Source organism: Rhodococcus sp. PAMC28707 (assembly GCF_004795915.1).
GTDB lineage: Bacteria > Actinomycetota > Actinomycetes > Mycobacteriales > Mycobacteriaceae > Rhodococcoides.
Window position 1 is genome coordinate 3,558,330 of sequence record NZ_CP039253.1, and the last position, 19,726, is coordinate 3,578,055.

12 protein-coding genes and 3 pseudogenes are annotated in these 19,726 nt (G+C 59.4%); 8 read left to right on the forward strand and 7 right to left on the reverse strand.

Annotation, left to right across the window (positions count from 1 at the left end; all coding sequences use genetic code 11):
- Window positions 1-35 precede the first annotated feature (35 nt).
- Both E5720_RS16385 and E5720_RS16390 read left to right on the forward strand, forming a co-directional pair.
- The gene (locus E5720_RS16385; RefSeq protein ID WP_247596001.1) at window positions 36-1,691 is read left to right on the forward strand and encodes a phospholipase D family protein; all 1,656 of its coding nucleotides are present in this window, start codon (window positions 36-38) and stop codon (window positions 1,689-1,691) included.
- Entirely contained in the window at window positions 1,684-4,881 is a 3,198-nt protein-coding gene (locus tag E5720_RS16390) for a helicase-related protein (protein ID WP_136171524.1), read from the forward strand. The genes E5720_RS16385 and E5720_RS16390 overlap by 8 nt, the downstream gene beginning before the upstream one ends.
- 150 nt (window positions 4,882-5,031) lie before the next feature.
- On the opposite strand, the gene E5720_RS21825 is transcribed toward E5720_RS16390, so the two are convergent.
- Window positions 5,032-5,334: an integrase core domain-containing protein gene (locus E5720_RS21825; RefSeq protein WP_210729886.1), complete on the reverse strand. Its 303-nt coding sequence runs from the start codon at window positions 5,332-5,334 to the stop codon at window positions 5,032-5,034.
- Between the two features lie 38 nt (window positions 5,335-5,372).
- Window positions 5,373-6,809, reverse strand: coding sequence for an IS1380 family transposase (locus tag E5720_RS16400; RefSeq protein ID WP_136171525.1), 1,437 nt, complete (start codon window positions 6,807-6,809; stop codon window positions 5,373-5,375).
- 7 nt (window positions 6,810-6,816) lie between these two features.
- On the opposite strand from E5720_RS16400, the gene E5720_RS16405 reads away from it, so the two are divergent.
- Both E5720_RS16405 and E5720_RS22095 read left to right on the forward strand, forming a co-directional pair.
- Window positions 6,817-7,188: a hypothetical protein gene (locus tag E5720_RS16405; protein ID WP_136171526.1), complete on the forward strand. Its 372-nt coding sequence runs from the start codon at window positions 6,817-6,819 to the stop codon at window positions 7,186-7,188.
- Between the two features lie 43 nt (window positions 7,189-7,231).
- A pseudogene (locus tag E5720_RS22095) lies at window positions 7,232-7,501 on the forward strand (transposase); the annotation flags it as partial.
- Window positions 7,502-7,517: 16 nt separating this feature from the next.
- Here E5720_RS22095 and E5720_RS16415 read toward each other — a convergent pair.
- On the reverse strand, window positions 7,518-8,579 hold the full coding sequence (locus E5720_RS16415) for an IS110 family transposase (protein WP_247596002.1): 1,062 nt from the start codon (window positions 8,577-8,579) through the stop codon (window positions 7,518-7,520).
- Window positions 8,580-8,808: 229 nt separating this feature from the next.
- On the opposite strand from E5720_RS16415, the gene E5720_RS16420 reads away from it, so the two are divergent.
- The gene (locus E5720_RS16420) at window positions 8,809-9,549 is read left to right on the forward strand and encodes an IS3 family transposase (protein WP_136171527.1); all 741 of its coding nucleotides are present in this window, start codon (window positions 8,809-8,811) and stop codon (window positions 9,547-9,549) included.
- Window positions 9,550-10,135: 586 nt separating this feature from the next.
- Here the strand turns inward: E5720_RS16420 and E5720_RS16425 are convergent.
- From E5720_RS16425 to E5720_RS16435, 3 genes and pseudogenes are all read right to left on the reverse strand, one after another.
- Window positions 10,136-13,120: a type I restriction enzyme HsdR N-terminal domain-containing protein gene (locus E5720_RS16425; RefSeq protein ID WP_136171528.1), complete on the reverse strand. Its 2,985-nt coding sequence runs from the start codon at window positions 13,118-13,120 to the stop codon at window positions 10,136-10,138.
- Window positions 13,117-14,739, reverse strand: coding sequence for an N-6 DNA methylase (locus E5720_RS16430; protein ID WP_136171529.1), 1,623 nt, complete (start codon window positions 14,737-14,739; stop codon window positions 13,117-13,119). Before E5720_RS16430 ends, E5720_RS16425 begins: the two co-directional genes overlap by 4 nt.
- 510 nt (window positions 14,740-15,249) lie before the next feature.
- Window positions 15,250-16,441, reverse strand: a pseudogene (locus E5720_RS16435) (IS3 family transposase).
- A gap of 161 nt (window positions 16,442-16,602) precedes the next feature.
- Here E5720_RS16435 and E5720_RS16440 point away from each other — a divergent pair.
- The 3 genes and pseudogenes from E5720_RS16440 (at window position 16,603) to E5720_RS16450 (ending at window position 19,211) form a co-directional block, all read left to right on the forward strand.
- Window positions 16,603-17,142, forward strand: coding sequence for a hypothetical protein (locus E5720_RS16440; protein WP_136171530.1), 540 nt, complete (start codon window positions 16,603-16,605; stop codon window positions 17,140-17,142).
- An 873-nt stretch (window positions 17,143-18,015) separates the two neighbouring features.
- Window positions 18,016-18,189, forward strand: a pseudogene (locus E5720_RS22100) (transposase); the annotation flags it as partial.
- Window positions 18,186-19,211, forward strand: coding sequence for an IS3 family transposase (locus E5720_RS16450; protein ID WP_136171532.1), 1,026 nt, complete (start codon window positions 18,186-18,188; stop codon window positions 19,209-19,211). The pseudogene E5720_RS22100 and the gene E5720_RS16450, both read left to right, overlap by 4 nt.
- Before the next feature lie 125 nt (window positions 19,212-19,336).
- Here E5720_RS16450 and E5720_RS16455 read toward each other — a convergent pair whose 3' ends face one another.
- Window positions 19,337-19,630 (reverse strand): transposase, encoded by a 294-nt coding sequence (locus E5720_RS16455; protein ID WP_136171533.1) that lies wholly within the window; start codon window positions 19,628-19,630, stop codon window positions 19,337-19,339.
- Window positions 19,631-19,726 lie beyond the last annotated feature (96 nt).

Consider the following 19,726-nt stretch of genomic DNA (forward strand, 5'->3'; position numbering starts at 1 on the left):
TCGATCTCGGTAGCGCTTTGCTTCCTTCGCTAGCGTTGTCGCACAGCGCTGCAGCCGATTCGGCGGACCCGCTCGAGATCATCGCCGCAGTGCAAGCGAGCATTCACAAGGTCGATATTTTTCATCAGCGCGGGATGATCGCAGTTCCCCCGCACCGGTCAAGGCTTCACACGTTGCTCGAGCCCGCACTCCATGCCGTTCAGCTTTCATCAAATTTTTTATTTCACCCAAAGATCTGGGTTGTACGTTTTGAAGACCAGTCCACCGGTCAGGTGACCACGCGGCTTATCGTGATGAGTCGTAACCTTGCTCGTGGACGCTCGTGGGACGTCGCACTCACCCTTGACGGAGAAATCGGCGGTGCGCCGAGGGCTCAAAACAAGCCGATCGTCGATCTGCTCAGGTATCTGACTTCGGCGGTGCGACCGAGTCTGTCGCAAGAGCGAGCTGATCGCATTTCAGCACTCGCTGAAGAAATTCGACGAGCAAGGTGGACGCTGCCGACGGGGGCCACCGATCTCGATTTCCACGTGTTCGGTGTGCCTGGCCCTCGATCCCCAAAACCAGACTTCTCGGGGTATAAGCACCTGCTGATATCGCCATTTCTTACCGACGACGGACTTGCCAAGATTGCCGAGTATTCGAGCGGACCAGTCTCGGTCGTCTCCCGGCAGGAATCGCTCAACTCCTTGTCGGCTGAGTTTGCCGAGTGGATCACCGACCCGTTTGTGCTTTCGCCTACGGCAGGAATCCCGGCCGATGACGCGGAGTCGAGTGGATCGCCAGCGCTGTCGGGACTCCACGCGAAGTTGTACTGCGTCGAGAGGGCCCGAAAGGCGCACCTGTTTATAGGTTCCGCAAATGCAACTCGAAATGCCTTCCGCGGCAACGTCGAGATACTTGTCGAACTCACCGGGAAGACAGGCGTGCTGGGCGTCGACGCATTGCTGGGCAAGGGAGGGTTCATGTCGATCCTCCAATCGACGACGATCGAGCCATCAGGGGAGGAGGCTGAGGATCAACAGGCCATTTTGGACGGTCAGCTTCGGCAACTTGTTTCCGCGGTGTCACTTCGCGCAGAACTCAGCGAAACGGACGAGGCGTATACGCTTCACCTGACGAGCGAGGCGGCCGTTTCGACCAAACAAGAAGTGACGCTGATGGTCTCACTTCTCACCGACAAGGCCATTGCTGCGAACGTCTTGACTGGCAGCCGAATCGACGTACCGTTCGAAGGGCTGACCCTCTCCGATGTGACCGCATTTGTGGTGCTTACCATCTCGGATAACGGTGGGCGCACTAGTTCAACGGTAGTAAAAGCAGATTTGGTGAACGACGTCCCCGGACGCATGAGCTCGATCGTGACTCGTGAAATCAGCACTCCCGATGCTTTCCGTCGTTTCTTGGCATTGTTACTGGCTTTCGGTGCGCCGAGTGCCGCTAGCGATGGCGGCGATGACGGGGGCGATGTAGCTCTTACTTCCGGCCGGTGGGATGCGTTGGAGAACGGTCTCTTCGAGCAGCTGCTTCGGGTATCGACCTCCAACCTGCAGATTCTTAACCACCTAGCCGGAGTTGTCGAAAGCATCATTGACCAAGATGACCCGAACGGCGTTCTACCGGAGGGGTTTCGTCAGCTGTGGTCTGCGATATCCACCGCAACCAAAGCAGAGGTAACAGTAGATGTCTGACTTTATTAGGTTCGAGGCTGAACCGCACCTCAAGACCCTTCGACCGTTCCAACGCGCCACGGTCGACCATGTATCGGACGTACTGTACGGAAAACGGACCGGTACACGGTTTCTTGTCGCCGACGAAACCGGACTTGGCAAAACAATGGTTGCGCGCGGTGTGATCGCGCGGGCCATTGAAGCCCTTCAAGACAACCCCGACGTCAGACGCATCGACGTTATCTATATCTGTTCGAACACCGACGTCGCTCGCCAGAACATCCAGCGCCTCGACATCCTTGGCAGCAAGATCAGCATGTCGACGCGACTGAGTTTGTTGGCGACCTCGACGGACCAGTTGAAGACCGGGAGCGGATTTGCTGGAAAGCCGGTCAACTTGGTCTCGTTGACACCGAAAACATCGTTCCCGGACAAGGGTTGGCGCTCAGGTACTGCGCGGGAACGTGCGCTCCTGTTCGTGATTCTGTGCGATTATCTGCAGCTGTCTGGTGCAGCCAAGACAGCCGCGTACAGAGTGTTGCAAGGTACCGTGCAAAGCCTGGACCGATTCAAGCAACGCGTCGCAGGTTTCGAAGAAGGCATTGGTGCTTCACCAGGTCACGCAGTTAAAAGGCTTGATCAGCAGATTGTCGCCAAATTCCTGGAGCTTGCCGAAGAACGAACTTCCGACGATGGCTCGGCCCTGCAGCGCTTCCGCGATCTTGTCGAGCAAACAACAGGACGCCCGGCTGTTCCGGGTGGGTATTCTGCCGCGTCTGCGGTCATTAGCGAACTCAGAAAAGTTCTGTCGCGGGCCGGAGTCGAAGCACTGGAACCCGATCTGGTGATCCTCGACGAGTTCCAACGTTTTACTGAGCTGCTCGAAACCGACAGCCCAGTGAGCGAACTCGCCCAGGAACTCTTCAACTATCGTCACGCCAAGGTGCTACTGCTGTCCGCGACGCCGTACAAGCCGATCGATGATGGACCTGAAGGGGATGGCACCCATCAATCACAATTTTTGGGGGTACTGGACTTCCTAGCCCGAGGAGCGAAAGGTGAGGGTGCACAAGGCATCGCCAAGCTGCTGGATGAGTATCGCCAGGCGGTCAAAAATCGGCAAGACCCGGGAGTGCTGCGTGATCGCATCCGGGCGGAGCTTCTTACCGTGATGTGCCGAACGGAGCGCCCCCCGCGCCAGAACGAGTCGATGGTGGAAGAGCGGCGAACATCAGCGCCTTCGATCTCGTCCGAGGCTGTCACTCAGTACAAGAAGTTCAGCGAGCTTGCCGACCTCGTGGGTGCTCGGTTCCCGATGGATGTCTGGAAGTCCGTACCGGAGCTGGTGCATTTCTTCGAATCCTACCAACTCGGCCGGTTTGTGGGCGAGGCAATCGAGGATGAGGACGTGAGGGCCCTTGTTGCTTCGCTCGACCGACTCGACCCCGCAGCCGTCGAGAACTTCGATCCGCTGACGGTTCGGAATCCTCGACTCGAAGCCTTGATAGGCCAGACAACAGGGCGCAACTGGCAGACAATGTTGTGGTTGCCTCCATCTCTGCCCTACTTGAAGCCGGGCGGTCCTTTCGCGGCACCGGAGGCTGCTCGAATGACGAAGAAGTTGGTGTTCTCTCAATGGACAGCAACGCCGACGGCCGTCGCATCGTTGTTGAGTCACGATGCGAATCGCCGTATTGCACGGTCAGGAGTCGCGACTGGACGGGACGTCACCGCATCGCGGCATATTCCGCCAAGGCTTCGATTCAGTCGTCGCGGTGAGCAATTGACGGCAATGGCAAGCTTCATTCCGTTCTTCCCGATGCCGGGGCTGGCCGACATGGCTGACCCCCTTCGGCGCGCAGGGGCGGCGGGAAGACCGTTCGATCGTGAGTATGCGGAATCGCGGATCGCAGGAGAGCTGTCTGGGAAGCTTCCACAGGGTGCGCGTGAGTCCGGTGCGGGCGAGGTAGCGTCGCTGGTGTGGCAATGGCCGCTCGCGCTGAGTGATGAGAAACTAGACGAAGCGTTGAGCGGCATCGTGGCGAACTTGACGCCGGCCGACGCAATCGCTGGGCGAGGCGCACAAGAGGGCATCGAGAGCGACGATGACCGCGCCGATCAGTCAACGGTCATCGATGAGTACGTCTCGGCTGCGATCGAGGTGCATCGTCAGCGAGAAACACTGGATCTGTCCGTTATTCCTCCCGAGCTGACGACGCAGACAGCACGGCTGGCGATGCATTCGCCCGCCAATTGTGCGTGGCGTGCGTTCGGTCGCCTATCGGTGAACACGTCTCAGGTCACGACAGGTGGGCGATGGCGTGCCGCGGCGATCCTTGCTTCAGGCCTGCGCACTCTGTTCAACAGGTGGGAGTCAGCACTCGTGCTCGACCACCTTTACGAAGTCGAGTTGTCATATTGGCAGAAAGTACTTCGATACTGCGCCGACGGGAACTTACAAGCGGTACTCGATGAGCACCTCTTTCATCTCGTCCAGGTCGAGGGCAACAGCGAATTCGATGACGAGGCCCTTGTTGCATTTGCGTGGCGCGCTGCCGATGCGCTCAAGCTCAAGCCCGCCATCTACAAGGCCAAAGATCCGTTGCAGCAGGGCAATGACATCGACTTTTCGAGCCGATTCGCCCTCCGCTACGGCGACGCGCGGCAGAACGAAGAATCGGCCCGGCCTGGCGAAATCAGAGAGGCATTCAACTCTCCCTTTTGGCCTTTCGTCCTGGTGTCCACCAGCGTCGGGCAGGAGGGGATCGACTTTCACCCTTGGTGCCACAACTTGGTGCACTGGAATGTGCCCGGAAGTCCAGTGGACTTCGAGCAGCGAGATGGTCGAGTTAACCGATTCCGGGGGCATGCAGTTCGGCGGAACATCGCAGACAAGCATGGCTCGAAGATGCTTGCTGCTGACAACCCGTGGCAGGAGGCATACCGTCTCGCCGCTCAGGACGCGCCGAACGCGGAAATAGCGGGCCTTGCACCAGACTGGATTTACCCAGGCCAGCACAAAGTAATTCGCGACGTGCTGCCGTATCAGCTGAGTGTGGATGCGGAGCGCCTCAAGCGAACTCACGAGCGGGTGGCGTTGTATCGCTTGACGTTTGGACAGCCGCGGCAGGAAGACTTGCTGGAGTTGTTGCGCTCCTCGGGAGTGACGGCCGAGCAGGCGGACTCGTGGCGTATCGACCTGCGGCCGTAGCCGGATTCTGCTAACAAGCGTTCTACCGAGGGTGCACCGTCCTCCAATTCCGTGTGGTCGCGCATCCGAGCTAGATGTATCGGGCACGGACGTTAGGACGTGGTGCCGGCGGTAAGCGGCAGGCCGTCCTCCTCTACGTGCTGGATGCGGTCAATGGTGGTTGTAGTCGATGTTCCAGATTTCGGCGGCGTTGCGCCGTTGCTGTTCGCTGGTGTACTCGCGGGAGTAGAGCAGTTCTTCGGTGAGGAAGCGGTTGTAGCGTTCGACTCTCCCGTTGTATTTCAGTGTGTACGGCTTGATGCGGTAGTGCCGAGCTTTTCGCAGTGGCGGTGCGGTGGCGTTTAGCCTGAATTCACCGATGGGCTGAGTGCGTGACCTTGAATCATGTTGCGCAGTGTGGGCTTGGCTATGGGCGTGGCGGAGTGCCCGATCTCGGGTGTCGGGTTGTTCCACTGGATCTTTCGCGTTGTGGGCGGGCTGGATCTGTTCGGTTAGGCGAGGATGTAAGCGTTGCGGCCGAACATGCTGTCGAACAACGCAGTCCAGCTTGCTTCCCAGGGCCACTTCTCCGGTAGGTGCAGGGTGATTTTCCGGGCCGAGGAGGCGATCCGTGCGGGCACCGAGATCAGCGTGCGCCGGATGGTCCCGGTCGTAGCTTTCGCGAGCTTGTCTTCGCCGGTCAATGTCGCGGCGGCGCGGGTGAGATTGAACGCCATCACCGCGCAGACCAGCCAAGCGGCGTTGGCGTTGAAGTGACCTGAGGGCATGTGGGCGAGGGCGGAGTTCTTCAGGTCGGCGTGGACCTGTTCGATGACCGCGTGCCGGCGATGGGTTTGGTCGGCGGCGACGGTATCGAGGTCGGCAGGGTCGGTGGTGGTGAAGAAAGCGTGGAAGCGCCACACGTCGAACAACTCGCCTTGGCCCTGGTCTTTCTTCGGGCGTAGATCGGGGATGCGGCGCACGACGAGCCGGCCGGGAACGTGATGAGCTTTCTTCTGGGAGGCGAACGCGGTGAACGGTATCTCGGCGACTTCCGCGACGGAGATCCACTGCGCGGTGGTGTCGTCGTAGAGGGCGTTGGTGTATCGGATCGGTGTCCAGGCGCCGTCGTCGATCGAGCTGATTGCGGTCTTGATCACCGAGTTCAGTCCAGTGGTGATCGAAACGTCCGCCCCGCCTCGGATCGCTGCGCCGATGCTCGGGTATCCGAAATACGCCGAATCGGCCCGCAGCAACGGCTTCGGTGGTGCCCCGGGGTTGCCGGTGTCGCCGGCCGCTGCATTCGTGCGGAGTCGGTCGAGGGTGGTGAGGGTGTCGGCGATCATGCGTGCTGCTCCGCGGGCGGACCCGCAGGCACCTTTGCGGAGCCGTTGGGCGGTGATGACCGGCGCCGCGGTCTCGGTGGTGACGGTGGTGATCAGGGAGTTGAGGCCGCGGACGCCGGAGTAGCCGTAGCCGGAGCCTTGTTTGCCGTGTCCGTGGACTTCGATGATGGAGTCGTCGATGTCGATCATCACCGGGCCGGTGCCGATACCTGCCAGCAGCGGGGTGCGCTCAGTGAGAGCCTGCAGTAGCCGGGAGGCGACGGCGTCGAGCTGTCGGACGTGCCCGAACCGGAACTGGCGAAGAAACGATCCCAACGTCGAGGGTGCGTAGGGCCGCTCGAACAGGATGTGCATCGCCCCGTGCCGCAGGATCGCCATGTTGGAGATGCTGTCCGCACCCGCGACCATGCCCGCGACGAGGGCTCCGATCTTGCGGCCGGCGTTCGCGCCTTTGTCCGTCGGCACGCTCAGATGCTCATCGACCAGGGCGTGCAGCCCTGACCTGTGAGCCAGCGCCATCACTGGAACCAACCCGACCGCGGACACCAGATTGGGGTCGTCGAAGGATGCGGCAGCGACAGGTCGGGTGTGCGATAGTTGCATCTGCGAGATGCCCTTCGTGGCGGTTGGATTTGGTCGTCAAGAAACCTCATTCTTCCACTACGGCAGGGCATTTCGTGTCTACGGCACGCGACCATCCGTCACCGGATCGGTGCATTCAGGTTTAGGCGTGCTGGAGCGGTCGTGTAATCCCAGTTCACCGTATTGGCGATACTGGTTGACCTATGTGGAGTCGCGTTCTGGCGGTCACGTGGGCGATCGGACGACTCTGGCAGCGCTCGATCCGCGCGGCTTGAACTACAAGGTGCAGTTCCCCGGCCCGACAGGCACCAATACGGTCGAAGCCGCACTCAAGCTCGCCCGCAAGGTGACCGGCCGTGAAGCTGGCGTGTCCCCGGTGAACGGGGCCACCCTGTTTTAGAGTCTTGTTGCCCATGAGCTGGGCAGATAGGACGATGGAGAACATGGCTGGACGGAAACGCAACTCTGCCGAGGACATCGTGCGCAAACTACGGCGCGCCGATGAACTCACCGCTGCAGGCAAGACGCAGGAGGAGATCGCGGCAGAGCTCGAGGTGTCGGCGGCGACTTTGTACAACTGGCGCCGCCAGTACGGCGGGATGGACACCGACGCGGCGAAGGAGCTCAAGGAGCTTCGCGAGCAGAACAGCCGGCTCAAACGCCTGCTGGCAGACGCTGAGCTGGAGAAGGACGCGCTGCGGGAGGTGGCGCGGGACGCTCCTATAGATGTCAAGCAGTCAGCGCACTGTAATCTGCGCGCAGTGCGCTGAACACCTCACGCGCGAGGTAGCGTTTTTGGCATCGGAGGATCTCGGGCATCGATTTCCCTTCTGCTGTGCGGCGATTGGCGTAGGCGCGTGCCTCGTCGCTGTATTTGAGGCGGACGACGACGGCGGTGTGTAGGGCTTGGTTGGCGCGTCGGTCGCCGCCGCGATGTAGCCGGTGCCGTGTGGTCTTGCCCAACGACGCGGGGATCGGCGCTACTCCGCACAGGTGAGCGAACGACGATTCCGACCGTAGCCGGTCGGGGTTGTCGCCGACGGTGATCAGTAGCGCGGCTGCGGTGTCGGGTCCTAGTCCCAGGATTTCCGAAGTTCGTGGTGCGCTCTGCTTGACGAGTGCTGTGAGGTATTTCTTGAGTTCTTTTGCTTCTCTGCGCAATTCGCGGCACCGCCCGGCGAGCGAGCGGAGTGCGACGATGGTGGCGTTTGTCGGGTCGGTGAGAGCGCCGAGGTCGGGTTCGAGTGCGATGCACGCATCGAGCAGTGCTGTGGTGGTGCGTCCGCGCAGGTGGGTGCGCAGTGTTTCTGGTGCGGTGACGATCATCGATCGGACGGCGTTCATCGATGCGGTGGCGGCTTTGACTGCGCTCGATCTCGCGACGCGCAGTGCTCGGATTGCCTCGATGGGTCCGTCGCCGTGTTTGGGTTCGGAGAGTTGGTTGCGGGCCAGGACGGCGCGGGCTGCTGCTTCTGCGTCGATCGGGTCGCTTTTGCCGACGTTGCGGCGGAGTTTGCGGTTCGGGCGCGGAACTTCCACGACCGCGACGGCGCGGGAGCGGAGATGCCGGGTGAGGCCGGCGCCGTAGGAGGCAGTGCCTTCGATGCCGACGGCGATGGGCGCTCCGTGGCCGAGGATCCATGTGTGTAGCTCGCGGTATCCATCTGTGGTGGTGTCGAATTGGCGACTTTCGATGAGGATTCCGGTGTCGGTGATGACGGCGGCGTGATGGGTGTCGGCGTGGGTGTCGACGCCGCAGTAGATGCGTGGTGGTGTGCGTTTCGGTGTCACGTGGTCCGGCCTTTCCTCGGGTGGTGTGCGCGAGGTTCGGACGGGCCAGTGACGGGCCGAGGTGGGGCGGCAGGCTCCTATGAGGTCACGGACTTCGCGTGCTCCACAGTGTTGTGGTGGCCTGCGGGCGAGGCGGTCGACGGGTCCTTCGAAAGGCACCGGGTGGGCCAGGAAAATTCGGAGTCAGGCCACCTCGTCAGCGGGTTGATCCTATTATTACTGGAAAATTTTGAGCCCAGCTGACAAGCGCCGCGCCGTCGACATGCTCGTGACCACGATGAGCATGTCGAAACGACTGGCGTGCAAAGCAGTTGGGCTCGCCCGATCCACCTACGCCCGGACTCCGATCGCGCAGACACCCGCCGACCCTGACGCCACACTCAGAGCCGCACTCCGCAAATATGCAGGCACGCATCCAGTGCACGGTTTTCGTCGCGCCTGGGCGCATCTGAGGTACGACGTAGGCATGACGGTGAACAAAAAGAAGGTTCACCGACTCTGGAAGGAAGAGGGCCTGCAGGTTCGGATCTACCATCCCCGCAAACGCGCCGGCATCAGCTCGTGCCCGCAGATCGAAGCCGACGCCCCGAAAGTGGTGTGGGCTATGGATTTCCAGTTCGACTCGACCGTCGATGGGAAGGCCATCAAGATTGCGTCGATGATCGACGAACACACCAGACTGTCGGTGCTCAACATCGTGGAGCGCTCGATCACCGCCCAGCGGCTGACCGAGGAGTTGGTAAGGCGTTCGCGCTGTGGGGAGGGCCGCCTCAAGTGCTGCGAATGGACAACGGGCCGGAGTTCATTTCCTCTGTACTGCAACAGTTCTGCCGGGACAGGATCGGTATCGCCTACATCCCGCCGGGCACACCATGGAACAACGGACACATCGAATCTTTCAACAACCGACTACGAAAGGAATGCCTCAACCGCAATCACTGGACCAGCCTGCTCGAAGCGAGGGTCGTGATCGAGGACTTCAAGGACGACCACAATAATCGGCACCGGCACTCGTCCCTGGGTTACCTGACACCCGCTGAGTATGCTGCCCAATGCACCCACACGCACCAACCCGTGGGCTGCGAGATCGACTGACATCAATCACACCGTGGCTCTAGAACGCGGTGGTCCGACTATCGGGGACCTGCCAAAGCCATCATCAGGCGTCGTGTTCCTTCGACAGTCAGTGCAATATTACGGTATGTCACAGAGCTGGTCCTTTCGCTGTTAATGGTCGGTTTGCAACTCCCATTCCGCGGCGGAGGACCAGCCCGTCTACCTCAGTCCCACGTTAGCAACGTTCATACCCACAACATTTAGTGGTCTATCCTCCCAGCTCAAAGCAGCAAGACTTAAAAAGCGGCCTCGTTCACTGAGGACATGCCATCTCCTACAAGGGAGTCCAGCTCACTCGGAGTATCCGCCTTAAATATGTGCGTAACGCCTTAGATTGTCGTTTCTCCGGGTATGCGGAGCCAAAAAGATGAATTTTGCCGAAAACAACGAAATTCCGTCTTTGATATATCGGCCATGTAGCTAAGAAAGCGCAGGCCCTCTCAGGCTTTCAATTTCGCCACAGTGTTCGCTGACAGGCCCCACCGGTCCTGGAAGAGGGCCTCGACCTCGTGAGCTGCCGAGTCGATGCGAGCTTGATGCTGGGTCATGCGACGCTCTGACGTCGTGGCAGTCTTGGCATGCAGCTTTCGGAGCTCGACCATCAACTCGGACACCTTATCGTGAAACTCGACGTCAGACTCATTGGCGAAGTCGAGCTTCGGAACAGGTACATCGTTCATGACCGCAGAACCACGGGCGTAGTACCCGCCGAGGAACGGGCTGCCCCGCTTGCGCAAGAAGAACTCGATTGCAGGCTGATCGAGCAGTGCGAGTACAAAATCTAATGAATAACCAAGGTCCCGAGGGTATATGGCGACCTCGCCAGCGGTTCCGCCGGACTGAAAGGCGATACCCGTAGTGTCAAGTCCGTATTTCTCCCCGCGCTGATTCACCGTGTAGACGATCTTCGGAGCAAGGTCGGCGTAACCGATCGCCTGAGTACGTCCGTAGACGTAGAACGCTTTTTTGCGCTCGCGCGCGGAGACGTCTCCACGGCCTTCGATGTCGCTTCTGTGTGCCTTCAAAAACTTGTCGGCAAGAGGATAACTCGCGTGCATTACGGACTCAGGGATCACTTCGAACCCGGAACGGTTTTGTGCCAACGTAGTCTTGCGATATGGGTAGATAATGCGTGCGTCAGCCTTCACTTCAAAGTGAGAACGCAGCCTGGTGGAGTCATCCAAATATGGCCTGGTGATTGCTTCCTCAATGTGCCATAGCTCGCCGGCGAAAGCGAACTCGACGATGCCGTCCAGAAGGGAGGATTCTTTAATCAGGTAGATGCGGTTGAGGCTCGTTTGGACGCCGTTTCGTACGTGAACGATGTCCTTCAACGGGATTGAATTGCGTTGAATGAGTACAAGTACGTGCTCTTCGTTGGTATTGGCGGGCAAAACCCATGCGGCGTGATCTTCCGCGGGGAGTAGCTGATATTTCAGTGTGCGGTGCGTACTCGCGCCGTCGGCGTGGTGACTCATGGAGTCCGGCTCGGCATACTCGAAGTCCAACGCCTCGGCTCGCTTGGCGACCAGCGAGCAGACGTAGATTTCCTTGTCTACGAACACCTGCACGTGGCGAAAGTTGGTCAGGCGTCGAACCGCTACTTTTGTGCGCAGCATTGCCCGGAGTTTAGCTGCCGCCTCGACGGTCATCCACTTGTTTGCGATGACTACGCCGAGTACGCCTCCCGGGAGAAGGTGATCCACGGCGAACTCGACGAACAGGAAGTACTTGTCGAATTGCTGGTGGGCGGTGACGTAATTTTGCTTGGCGTACTCGAATTCGAGTCTGTCAAGCTTGCGCATATTCTCGGTGCTGACGTACGGCGGGTTGCCGACGATGAGGTCGAAGGCAGTCGGAAGCCCTACCTGTGCGAGGTCGAGGGGCCGTGTAACTTCTTCGGCTCCTGAGAGAGCATTTGCAGGCATCTTTCGGACTAGGGTATTGCCGTGGGCGATGTTCACGGCGAGGTCGGGCAGAATGCCACCCCGGCGAGAGGGGAGAGTGTCGCGGACCTCATCTTCGAGGAGGCGGACCAGCAGACTGAACCGGGCAACTTCGACGGCGTGGAAGTCAATGTCTATTCCGAAAAGGTGTTCTGCGAGCAGGGCGCATTTCTCCGCGAAGGACAGCCGGTAGGTATCTTTGCCGATCTTTAATAGACCTGGCTTCCCAGGGAGGTTGGTTCTGCGCAGGACCTCACGCTCGACGAGAACGTTGAACACGGACAGTAAAAAGCGTCCCGATCCGACTGCGAAGTCAAGGGTCTTTGGAAGGCTGACGTCCACTTCATCGATCGCGGCGCGCACAGTGCTGTCGACGAGTTCTTGCGGCGTCGTCACTACGTCGCGATTCGCGTATTCGCGCTTTTTGTTGAGGCGAACGGTTCGCTTACCTTCTGTGGTTCGGATGCTCAGGTGCTCGGCGAGCGACGATTCATAGACGAGCCCCAGGAAGTCAGCGTCGAGTACGGCGAATGAGAATGGGGAGAAGGGCGCGTAGAGGTTCTCGACGATTGCTTTGAGCGTGGCGGCATTTATCAGGACCACGGGGTCGTTGGCTAGGGCGGCGGTACGGAAGATGCCGGTGTTGTAACGGTCGTTCAGCCGCTTGAAGAGTTCGACGACGTCAGTAATTGTTCCATTGAATGCTTCGCGTAGTACGCCTTCACCCTCGATGCCGCGGTCCTCGCACATCCGGACGAACACTAGCCGGTTGAGGATCCGCTGTGCTGCGTCGTTGACCTCGTCCTCTGTCATCGCCGCACTGTTGGTTACGAGGTCGTGGCCCACTTGAAGCCGCCACCCGTTAAATTGCTCGATGAATCGTTTGTCCGCTGCGAGTGGTGCTGTGGCGAGTGGCGTGCCGAACTGCGCCTCCCAGCCGGTCTCATTGACTGCGCTGCGGCCGATCAAGCTTGCGATCTTTCCGAGGTTCGTGGCCAGGTCCAGGTACTCGCACTCGAAAAGTAGTGCTGTCGTCGAAATATCGCTGAGGCTGATTGGCACAACAGTGCTAAAGATGCGGATATGTCGAAAGTTGGTAAGCACGGCGATGGGGTGCTGCTTGGTCCAGCCGTACGCTCGCGTCTGCCGAATCGACTCCATGTCGGTAAGTATGTTGACCGACGGCTTTTTTGCCTCCACATACAACTTGCTGATTCCGCTTGCCCGGAGGGTGTAATCGGGCCGTTTACTGGCGCCAACCTCCTGCGGCAGACTTTGCTCGCGGACAACTTCTCGTTGAGATGGAATTAGTGCTTGGAGGTTCTCGACATCCCAACCGAGAGCCCGAAGGAACGGGTCGATGAACTCACTCCGTGCATCCGCCTCAAGATAGTGTCCGTGGGTGGCCGTGTACTGGTCAACGCTAGACGCAAACTTTCCAACCAACTGCTCGACGACCGCAGTGCTATCGAACCTCATGCGGTAGTCACCTCGCGGAGTCGACGGTTCATCAGACGCAGACGAGCGTTTTGGATGACGCGTATGTCGTCGCTCGAGACACCTGCTTGCCCGAGTACGGTTTCGTCCTGGGCCCTGAATATCTGTTCCACGCTGTCGCCATCGCGGAAGCGTCGATCGAGTTGTCGGAGCACATCAGGTTGTATGTCGATGACTGGAACCGCCAACGACCTGATCTCGGATGGCACGAGTTCGAGCACCCCACCGCCGTACGCGCGGCCGGACATCTCAGCGGTCAATGCGGTCAAAGAGTTGAAGAATCCAACGGCTAGTACCTCGGGTGGGTATTCACTCGCGACACGGTAGGCCGTATCGGTCGTGTAAGCGTTCATTGTATTGCTGATGAGGCGCGGCGCCTCGTGGCACCGTTTCAACAGACTCATGGTGGCGGACCGTACTGAGGGTACGTCGTACCAGGGGTCGCGGATGCGGCACTTGTACCGCAGGTGCAGTTCCTCTGCTTCGCCCTTCTGGATATACCTCTGAGCCCCACTTGGCAGATCATCAAAGGTAGTTGAACCGAAGTGCAAGAAGTTTGTAGCGAGTCCTTTGCTTGTGTTAGCAGCGTGGGTGGTGGTGTCATAAATAACACCCGGCACGTGATAGCTGCGACCGAACATCGGCTTGACGTACTGGTAGAGGTCGAACTCCTTGACCACTGAGTCTGGCACGAGAAAGAACTTGTTTGCTCCGGTAACAATTCCGACACTGACCGTGGCGACCTCGTCGAATCTGTGCACAGCCGGCAGGGCGCGCACCCGAGCAAGAGTCTCTTGCTCCTCAGCGGTGAGCAGCGACGACATCCACTTCGTGGTTGTAGGAGGAGTCTGGATGAAGCGTGCTGCATCGAACCTAGCACCGGGGTCGCGGTCGAGAAAATCGTTGGTTGGCTCATGCTCAACGGCTAGTCCGCAGCCATCCGTCTCCTCAGAGCGCTTTGTCGCCATCAGCAGGACGGTGCCTTGGAGTGCCGCGTCGAAGATCAGTTCTTGAGGATCGATCAGGAGTACTTTGGCGCATTGCTGGAGCAGGAATAACCGAAGACCGCCGGCGTGTATGACGTTCAACAGCTCGGCTGGGATGACCATTGCGATTCGGCCGCCGGGAGCCGTGAGGTCGAGACTGTTGACGACGAATGGAGCCCACGCGTTGAGGTGCTTAGTGAAGGGGAGTCCGTGACGTGCATACAAGTCGCGCGCCAGGATCTGTGTTTCGGGTTCGAGAAACTGGTAGCGGATGAACGGCGGGTTGCCGACTGCTGCGTCATATCGCGAACGTCCTGGCATCTGCGCGTAGGACAGAAAGTCCATTGCGAAGACTTTACGTGCTTTACTGGGGCGACCAAGGACTTTCTGCGCTTTGGCTGCCTCTGATGGGTCGAGTTCGACACCATGGACAGTGGCGGGTGGCTGGTCGAGCTCCACGACGGCTTTGAGGAATGCACCGTCGCCGCAGCTAGGTTCTAGAACCGAGGTGGCACCGTCGGCCAAAGCCCACCGTGTCAGGTACCGGGCGACATGGTCGGGCGTGTAGTACCCGCCCCGCAGTTTGTCGTAGGACTGCTCGCTCTTGAACTTCATTTCGCGTCCGTTCTAACTGTCTTACGTCGCGGTTGACTCACCGCAACCTGTCGAGCGTATCGATGTGGGGTGACAGCTTGCTGGTTCCATGCTGCCGACCACCTCGGTCCCAGTGGCATGTCCTCCTCGACCGGGAGTACCGGGCATAGATGTAGATCTGTCCCGATGTGGGTGACATCCTTCAATTGGCATTGATTCTCGGCGTAGAAGAATGCTGATCTGCCGCGGGGATTTCGTACACTGGAGATGGCCAATTTCAGGACTCAGTGACGTGATGCCGATAACAGTAGCGGACGTCGTTTGGGGCCTAATAGTTGAGTGCTGATGTCCCCCGTCGCGGATTGTAGGAATTCTCGTTGGTATGGGTTCATGTCCTGTGGTGCTGGATATTTGGCGGATTACGCGGTGAGGTATACGAATTTCCTTCGTTGCGGGGAAGAAGCTTTCGGCTATGCAGTTGTGCGAGCATTGATCTGCCGCGAGGATTTCGGACAATGGAGATGACTATTCTCAGGCCGCGATCGCGGGCTGCAGATAACTGTAGTGGACGTCGTTCGGGGATCGGTACCCGATTGCCGAATGCCGGCGTCGTGGATTGTAGAACCCTTCGATATATCTGATGATATCTTGTCGCGCTTTGTCTTTCGTGGGATAGATCGTTCGGTAGACGCACTCGTTCTTGAGGGCCGCGAAGAAACTTTCCGCCATACTGTTGTCCCAACACACCCCGGTCCGCCCCATGGACGACCGCATCCGCAGCGAGCTCACCAAAGCCCGGTAGGCCCGCGATGTGTAGACGGCAAGTGCCGCGATCGGAGTGGAAAATCGCTCCCGACTCGATCAGGGTCGTCGATGCCGCATTCGTCAACGCCGCCGCGACGAGTTCGGTGCGCATATGGTCTGCGATCGACCAGCCCACGACTTTGCGGGAGTAGCAGTCGATGACCGTCGCGAGATATACGAACCCCTGCCAGGTGTGGATGTAGGTGATGTCGCCGACGAACTTCGCTCCTGGGCGATTAGCGGAGAAGTCGCGCATGAGCAGATCCGGCACTGCCGGTGCGCTGTTCGGGTCGGAGTCGGTAGTGACCCGGAACGGCCGCGGTTGGCACGGCGCGAGGTCCTCGTCGCGCATGATCGATCGGACCAGTTCCGGGGAGCACTGGATGCCGGCTGCTCGCAGATCTGCGTGGATGCGGCGGTATCCGTACGTGCCGTGCGAGAGCCTGAAGAACACCCGAATGCGTTGTGCTAGAGTATCTCTGCGGATTGCGGTTGCTGATTGTGGCCGGCTTTTCCAGTGGTAGAACCCGGAGGTGGAGACCTCGAGCGAGCGGCAGCGGTAGGTGATCGGTACTACCGCGGAGTCGTCCGCGACATAGGAATCGATGAACTCGTACTTCGCCACTACCGTGGCTCCCCGTGCAAAGTACGAGGCTGCTTTTTTCAGGAAGGCTGCCTCGGCTCGAAGTTCTCGATTCTCCCGTTCGAGTTGGGCGAGGCGGGCTCGTTCGGTGAGGGTGAGTTCGGTGTCCGGGCCGCCGCCGTGGGTGTCACGGTACTTCACCAACCATCGGCGCAGACTGTCGTCACCGACGTTGTAGGCCTTGGCGACTTGGCTGATCGGCTTGGAGGAGTCGATGACCTCTCGGCACAGTTCGTCCTTGAACTCGGGACTGAACGATCGACGCGATCTGCTCATGCTGGACTGGCTCATTTCGGTAGATCCCTTATTCTAAGCGGGTCCACTGTCCGAAATCCCTGGGCCGATCACATTGACCGGTTCGTCCGATCGAGGACAGCAGGCCCGGAGGCTCAAGGGAGACCGCTAAGCCCAAATTTGTACACGCTGTCCAGGTCGGAGTGAAAAATCGCTTCCGGCTCGACGAAGGGTGCTGCAGGGGTATTCGTCAACGGCGCAGCGACGAGCTCGGTCCGCAAGTGATGGCGGTCGACCAGCTCATGCGCGCGATCGGTATCGTCGTGATCAGTCTGCGGACGTTCAGAGTACGGACCATCGCGGTCGATCCATTCCTCATTTGCCGACTATTTGTTGCAAGGTCGGTTCTATCGGGGCCAGCTCGATGCCGTATTGACTTCGCCTATCACTCTCTCACCTTTGAACACGGCGACATGTACCTGTGCGCGATCAAGGATGAGCGTTCCAAGAAAGTGCTGAGGTGGTCGGTGGCGGACCACATGCGGCTTGAGTCGATGACCGAGGCGCTGGACTCAGATTTCTTACGTACATTCCCTTCGGAAGATATCGGCGCAACAGCTTATTGGTGTTCTCACTGCTACCCCACTGCCACGGACTGCGGGCGCAGCGAAGAATATCTCGATGCCGGTCGCGGCGCTCAGCAGCTTGTGACCGACCAACCCCATCCCGCGGTCCCAGGTTAGAGTCCGACAAAACGCTGGATTCATTCCGCCCATACTCCCTCACCAGCGCAGGAATGACCGAGGTTGTGTGTCGGGTCGGTGTTTGAACAACCGTCAGATAGCGGGCCTTGCTGTCCACCAGTGTGGCAACCTGACCATTCTTCGAACCTATTACGAAGTCCCCTTCCACGTGACCGCTGACGCTGCGATCCTCTGCATCAGCGGGTCGATCCTCGATCGACCGCGCATCAATAATTTGCGAGCGCCAGTGGCCTTTGACGCTGTATCGCTTGTTCTTTCGTATCGGACGTCGCGTTCCCAAGCGTTTGCGCAACTTCTGGGGAATCACACCCCAGCGAGTGATGTAGATCGAGCGGTAAATCATTTCATGGCTGATCGCCAGCTCGTTGTTACCCCCCGTGGAGCAGTCTCAGGTGTCCCACGAATTGCTCAGGTGACCACTCGTCTTCGAGCATCGACACGACCCGTGCGCGTAGGAGTGGGTGCCGTTGCAGCAGGCACTGTTCGGGCCTCTTGGCCCGCATACCAGCACGATCTTGCGCAGCAGCAGCGCGATAGCTGCCACGACCATCGTTCCTCGCAATTTGACGACTTTCGGCCGCGAAATAACGTCACGCTCAACAACAGTCAATGAGTTAACCCGCTCCCGTCGTGGCTGTGGCGCAATGCCGCCGTGATACTTCAGAAGGGGGTGGATACCGATCCCGGCGCCTTCCCGACTGCGCGGGATATGACGCTGATCGACTCCCCGGAACGCCACCGGCTTCACAACTCCGTCTTCTTCTCATCCGGCATTCCCGGTCTACTGAGGCTCCCCCCGGATGGTGGACACCGAGATAGCGGGATCGATGGTTCCGCTGGAAGGATGTCCGCATGTCCCGCAAACGCAGGTCTTTCACGACCGAGTACAAGGTCGAGGCCGCCCGCAGGGTGATCGATTCCGGCCGCACCATCGCCGAGGTCGCCCGCGAGTTGGGTATCAACGAAGGCCTACTCGGTCGGTGGGTCGCCGATGAGCGCCGGCGAATCGAAGCCGCCGCAGCATCCGGCGATCAACCGCTCACCGCCGCCGAGCGCACCGAACTCGCCAGGTTGCGCAAGCAGGTCTCCGAGCAGGAGAAAGACATCGCGTTCCTGAAAAAAGCGTCCGCGTACTTCGCAGCCAATCAACAAAAGTAGAGCTCTACACGTTGATGGCCGCGGAGTACGCGAACTCCGCAGTTCACCGGATGGCGCGCCTGCTCGAGGTGTCGACCTCCGGCTTCTACAAGAACCAAGGACGCAGTGTGACAACCCGATTGGCAGAGCGAGAGCAGCGTAGAGCCGATCTGGAGATCAAGATCCTCGCGATCCACCAGGAGTCGAAAGGCGTGTACGGGGCACCGCGCATCACCGCCGAACTCCACGACCGAGGCGAGGTGATCACCGAGAAAACTGTCGCCAAGATCATGCGATCGCTCGGTGTCGTCGGCATCAGTCCGCGCACGTTCAAGGTCCGCACCACCGTGGTCGATCCGTTCGCCTCGTTCCCTGATGATCTGGTCCAGCGCCGTTTCGATCAGGGTGAACTCGATGCGGTGTGGACTTCGGACATAACGTATCTGACCTGCGGGGAGGGGGATATGTACCTGTGCGCGATCAAGGACGAGCACTCGAAGAAGGTTCTCGGATGGGCCGTGGCCGATCACATGCGCACCGAGCTGGTTGTCGAAGCGTTGGAGATGGCGGTCGCCGAACGTGGCGGCGATGTTGCGGGCACAATCATGCACTCGGACAGAGGATCTCAATACACAGCTGGCATCATGAAGCAGGCGTGTGAACGATACGGGTTGCGGCGTTCGATGGGTGAAACCGGTCAATGCTGGGACAACGCCGGCGCCGAAAGTCTGTGGTCGACGTTCAAGCACGAGTACTACTACCGGCACACCTTCGTTCATGCCACTGAATTGGTTGCTGCAGTTGACAACTGGATGAACTTCTACAACACTCGCCGTAGGCACTCCACGATCGGGATGCTCAGCCCCACCACGTACGAACAGTCACTGATCGCGCCCATCATGGCCGCGTGACCACTGTCCACTTTTCGGGGGGAACCTCATACCGATCTTCGATACCCTTGTCGTCCTTCACCGGCGCTGTTGCGCTAACCCTTTGATTGTAAGGGTGCTTTTTTCAGGAACGAGATGTCTTTCTCCTACTCAGCGACCTGCTTGCGGAGACGGGAAAGTTCGGTGCGCTCGGCAGCAGTCAACGGTTCGTCGCCGGTGGCAGTTGCGGCGTCCATACGTCGGCGCTCATTGGCGACCCAACGCCCATGCAGTGCTTCGTTGATGACCTGTTCACGGGCGACTTCGGCGATTGTCCGGCCGGAATCTTTCCCCCCGGGTGGGCGGCCTCGACCTTGTACTCGGTCGTGAACGACCTGCGTTTGCGGGACATGAGGACATACTTCCAGCAGAACCCGTGGTCTCGCTATCTTGGTGTCCACCGTCCTGGGTGAACCTCACCCGTTGTCGTTCCTAGCTTCTGTGGTCAATCGCTACCGCAAATCCAAGCCACGAGCACCTTTCCGTAAGAACGCGAC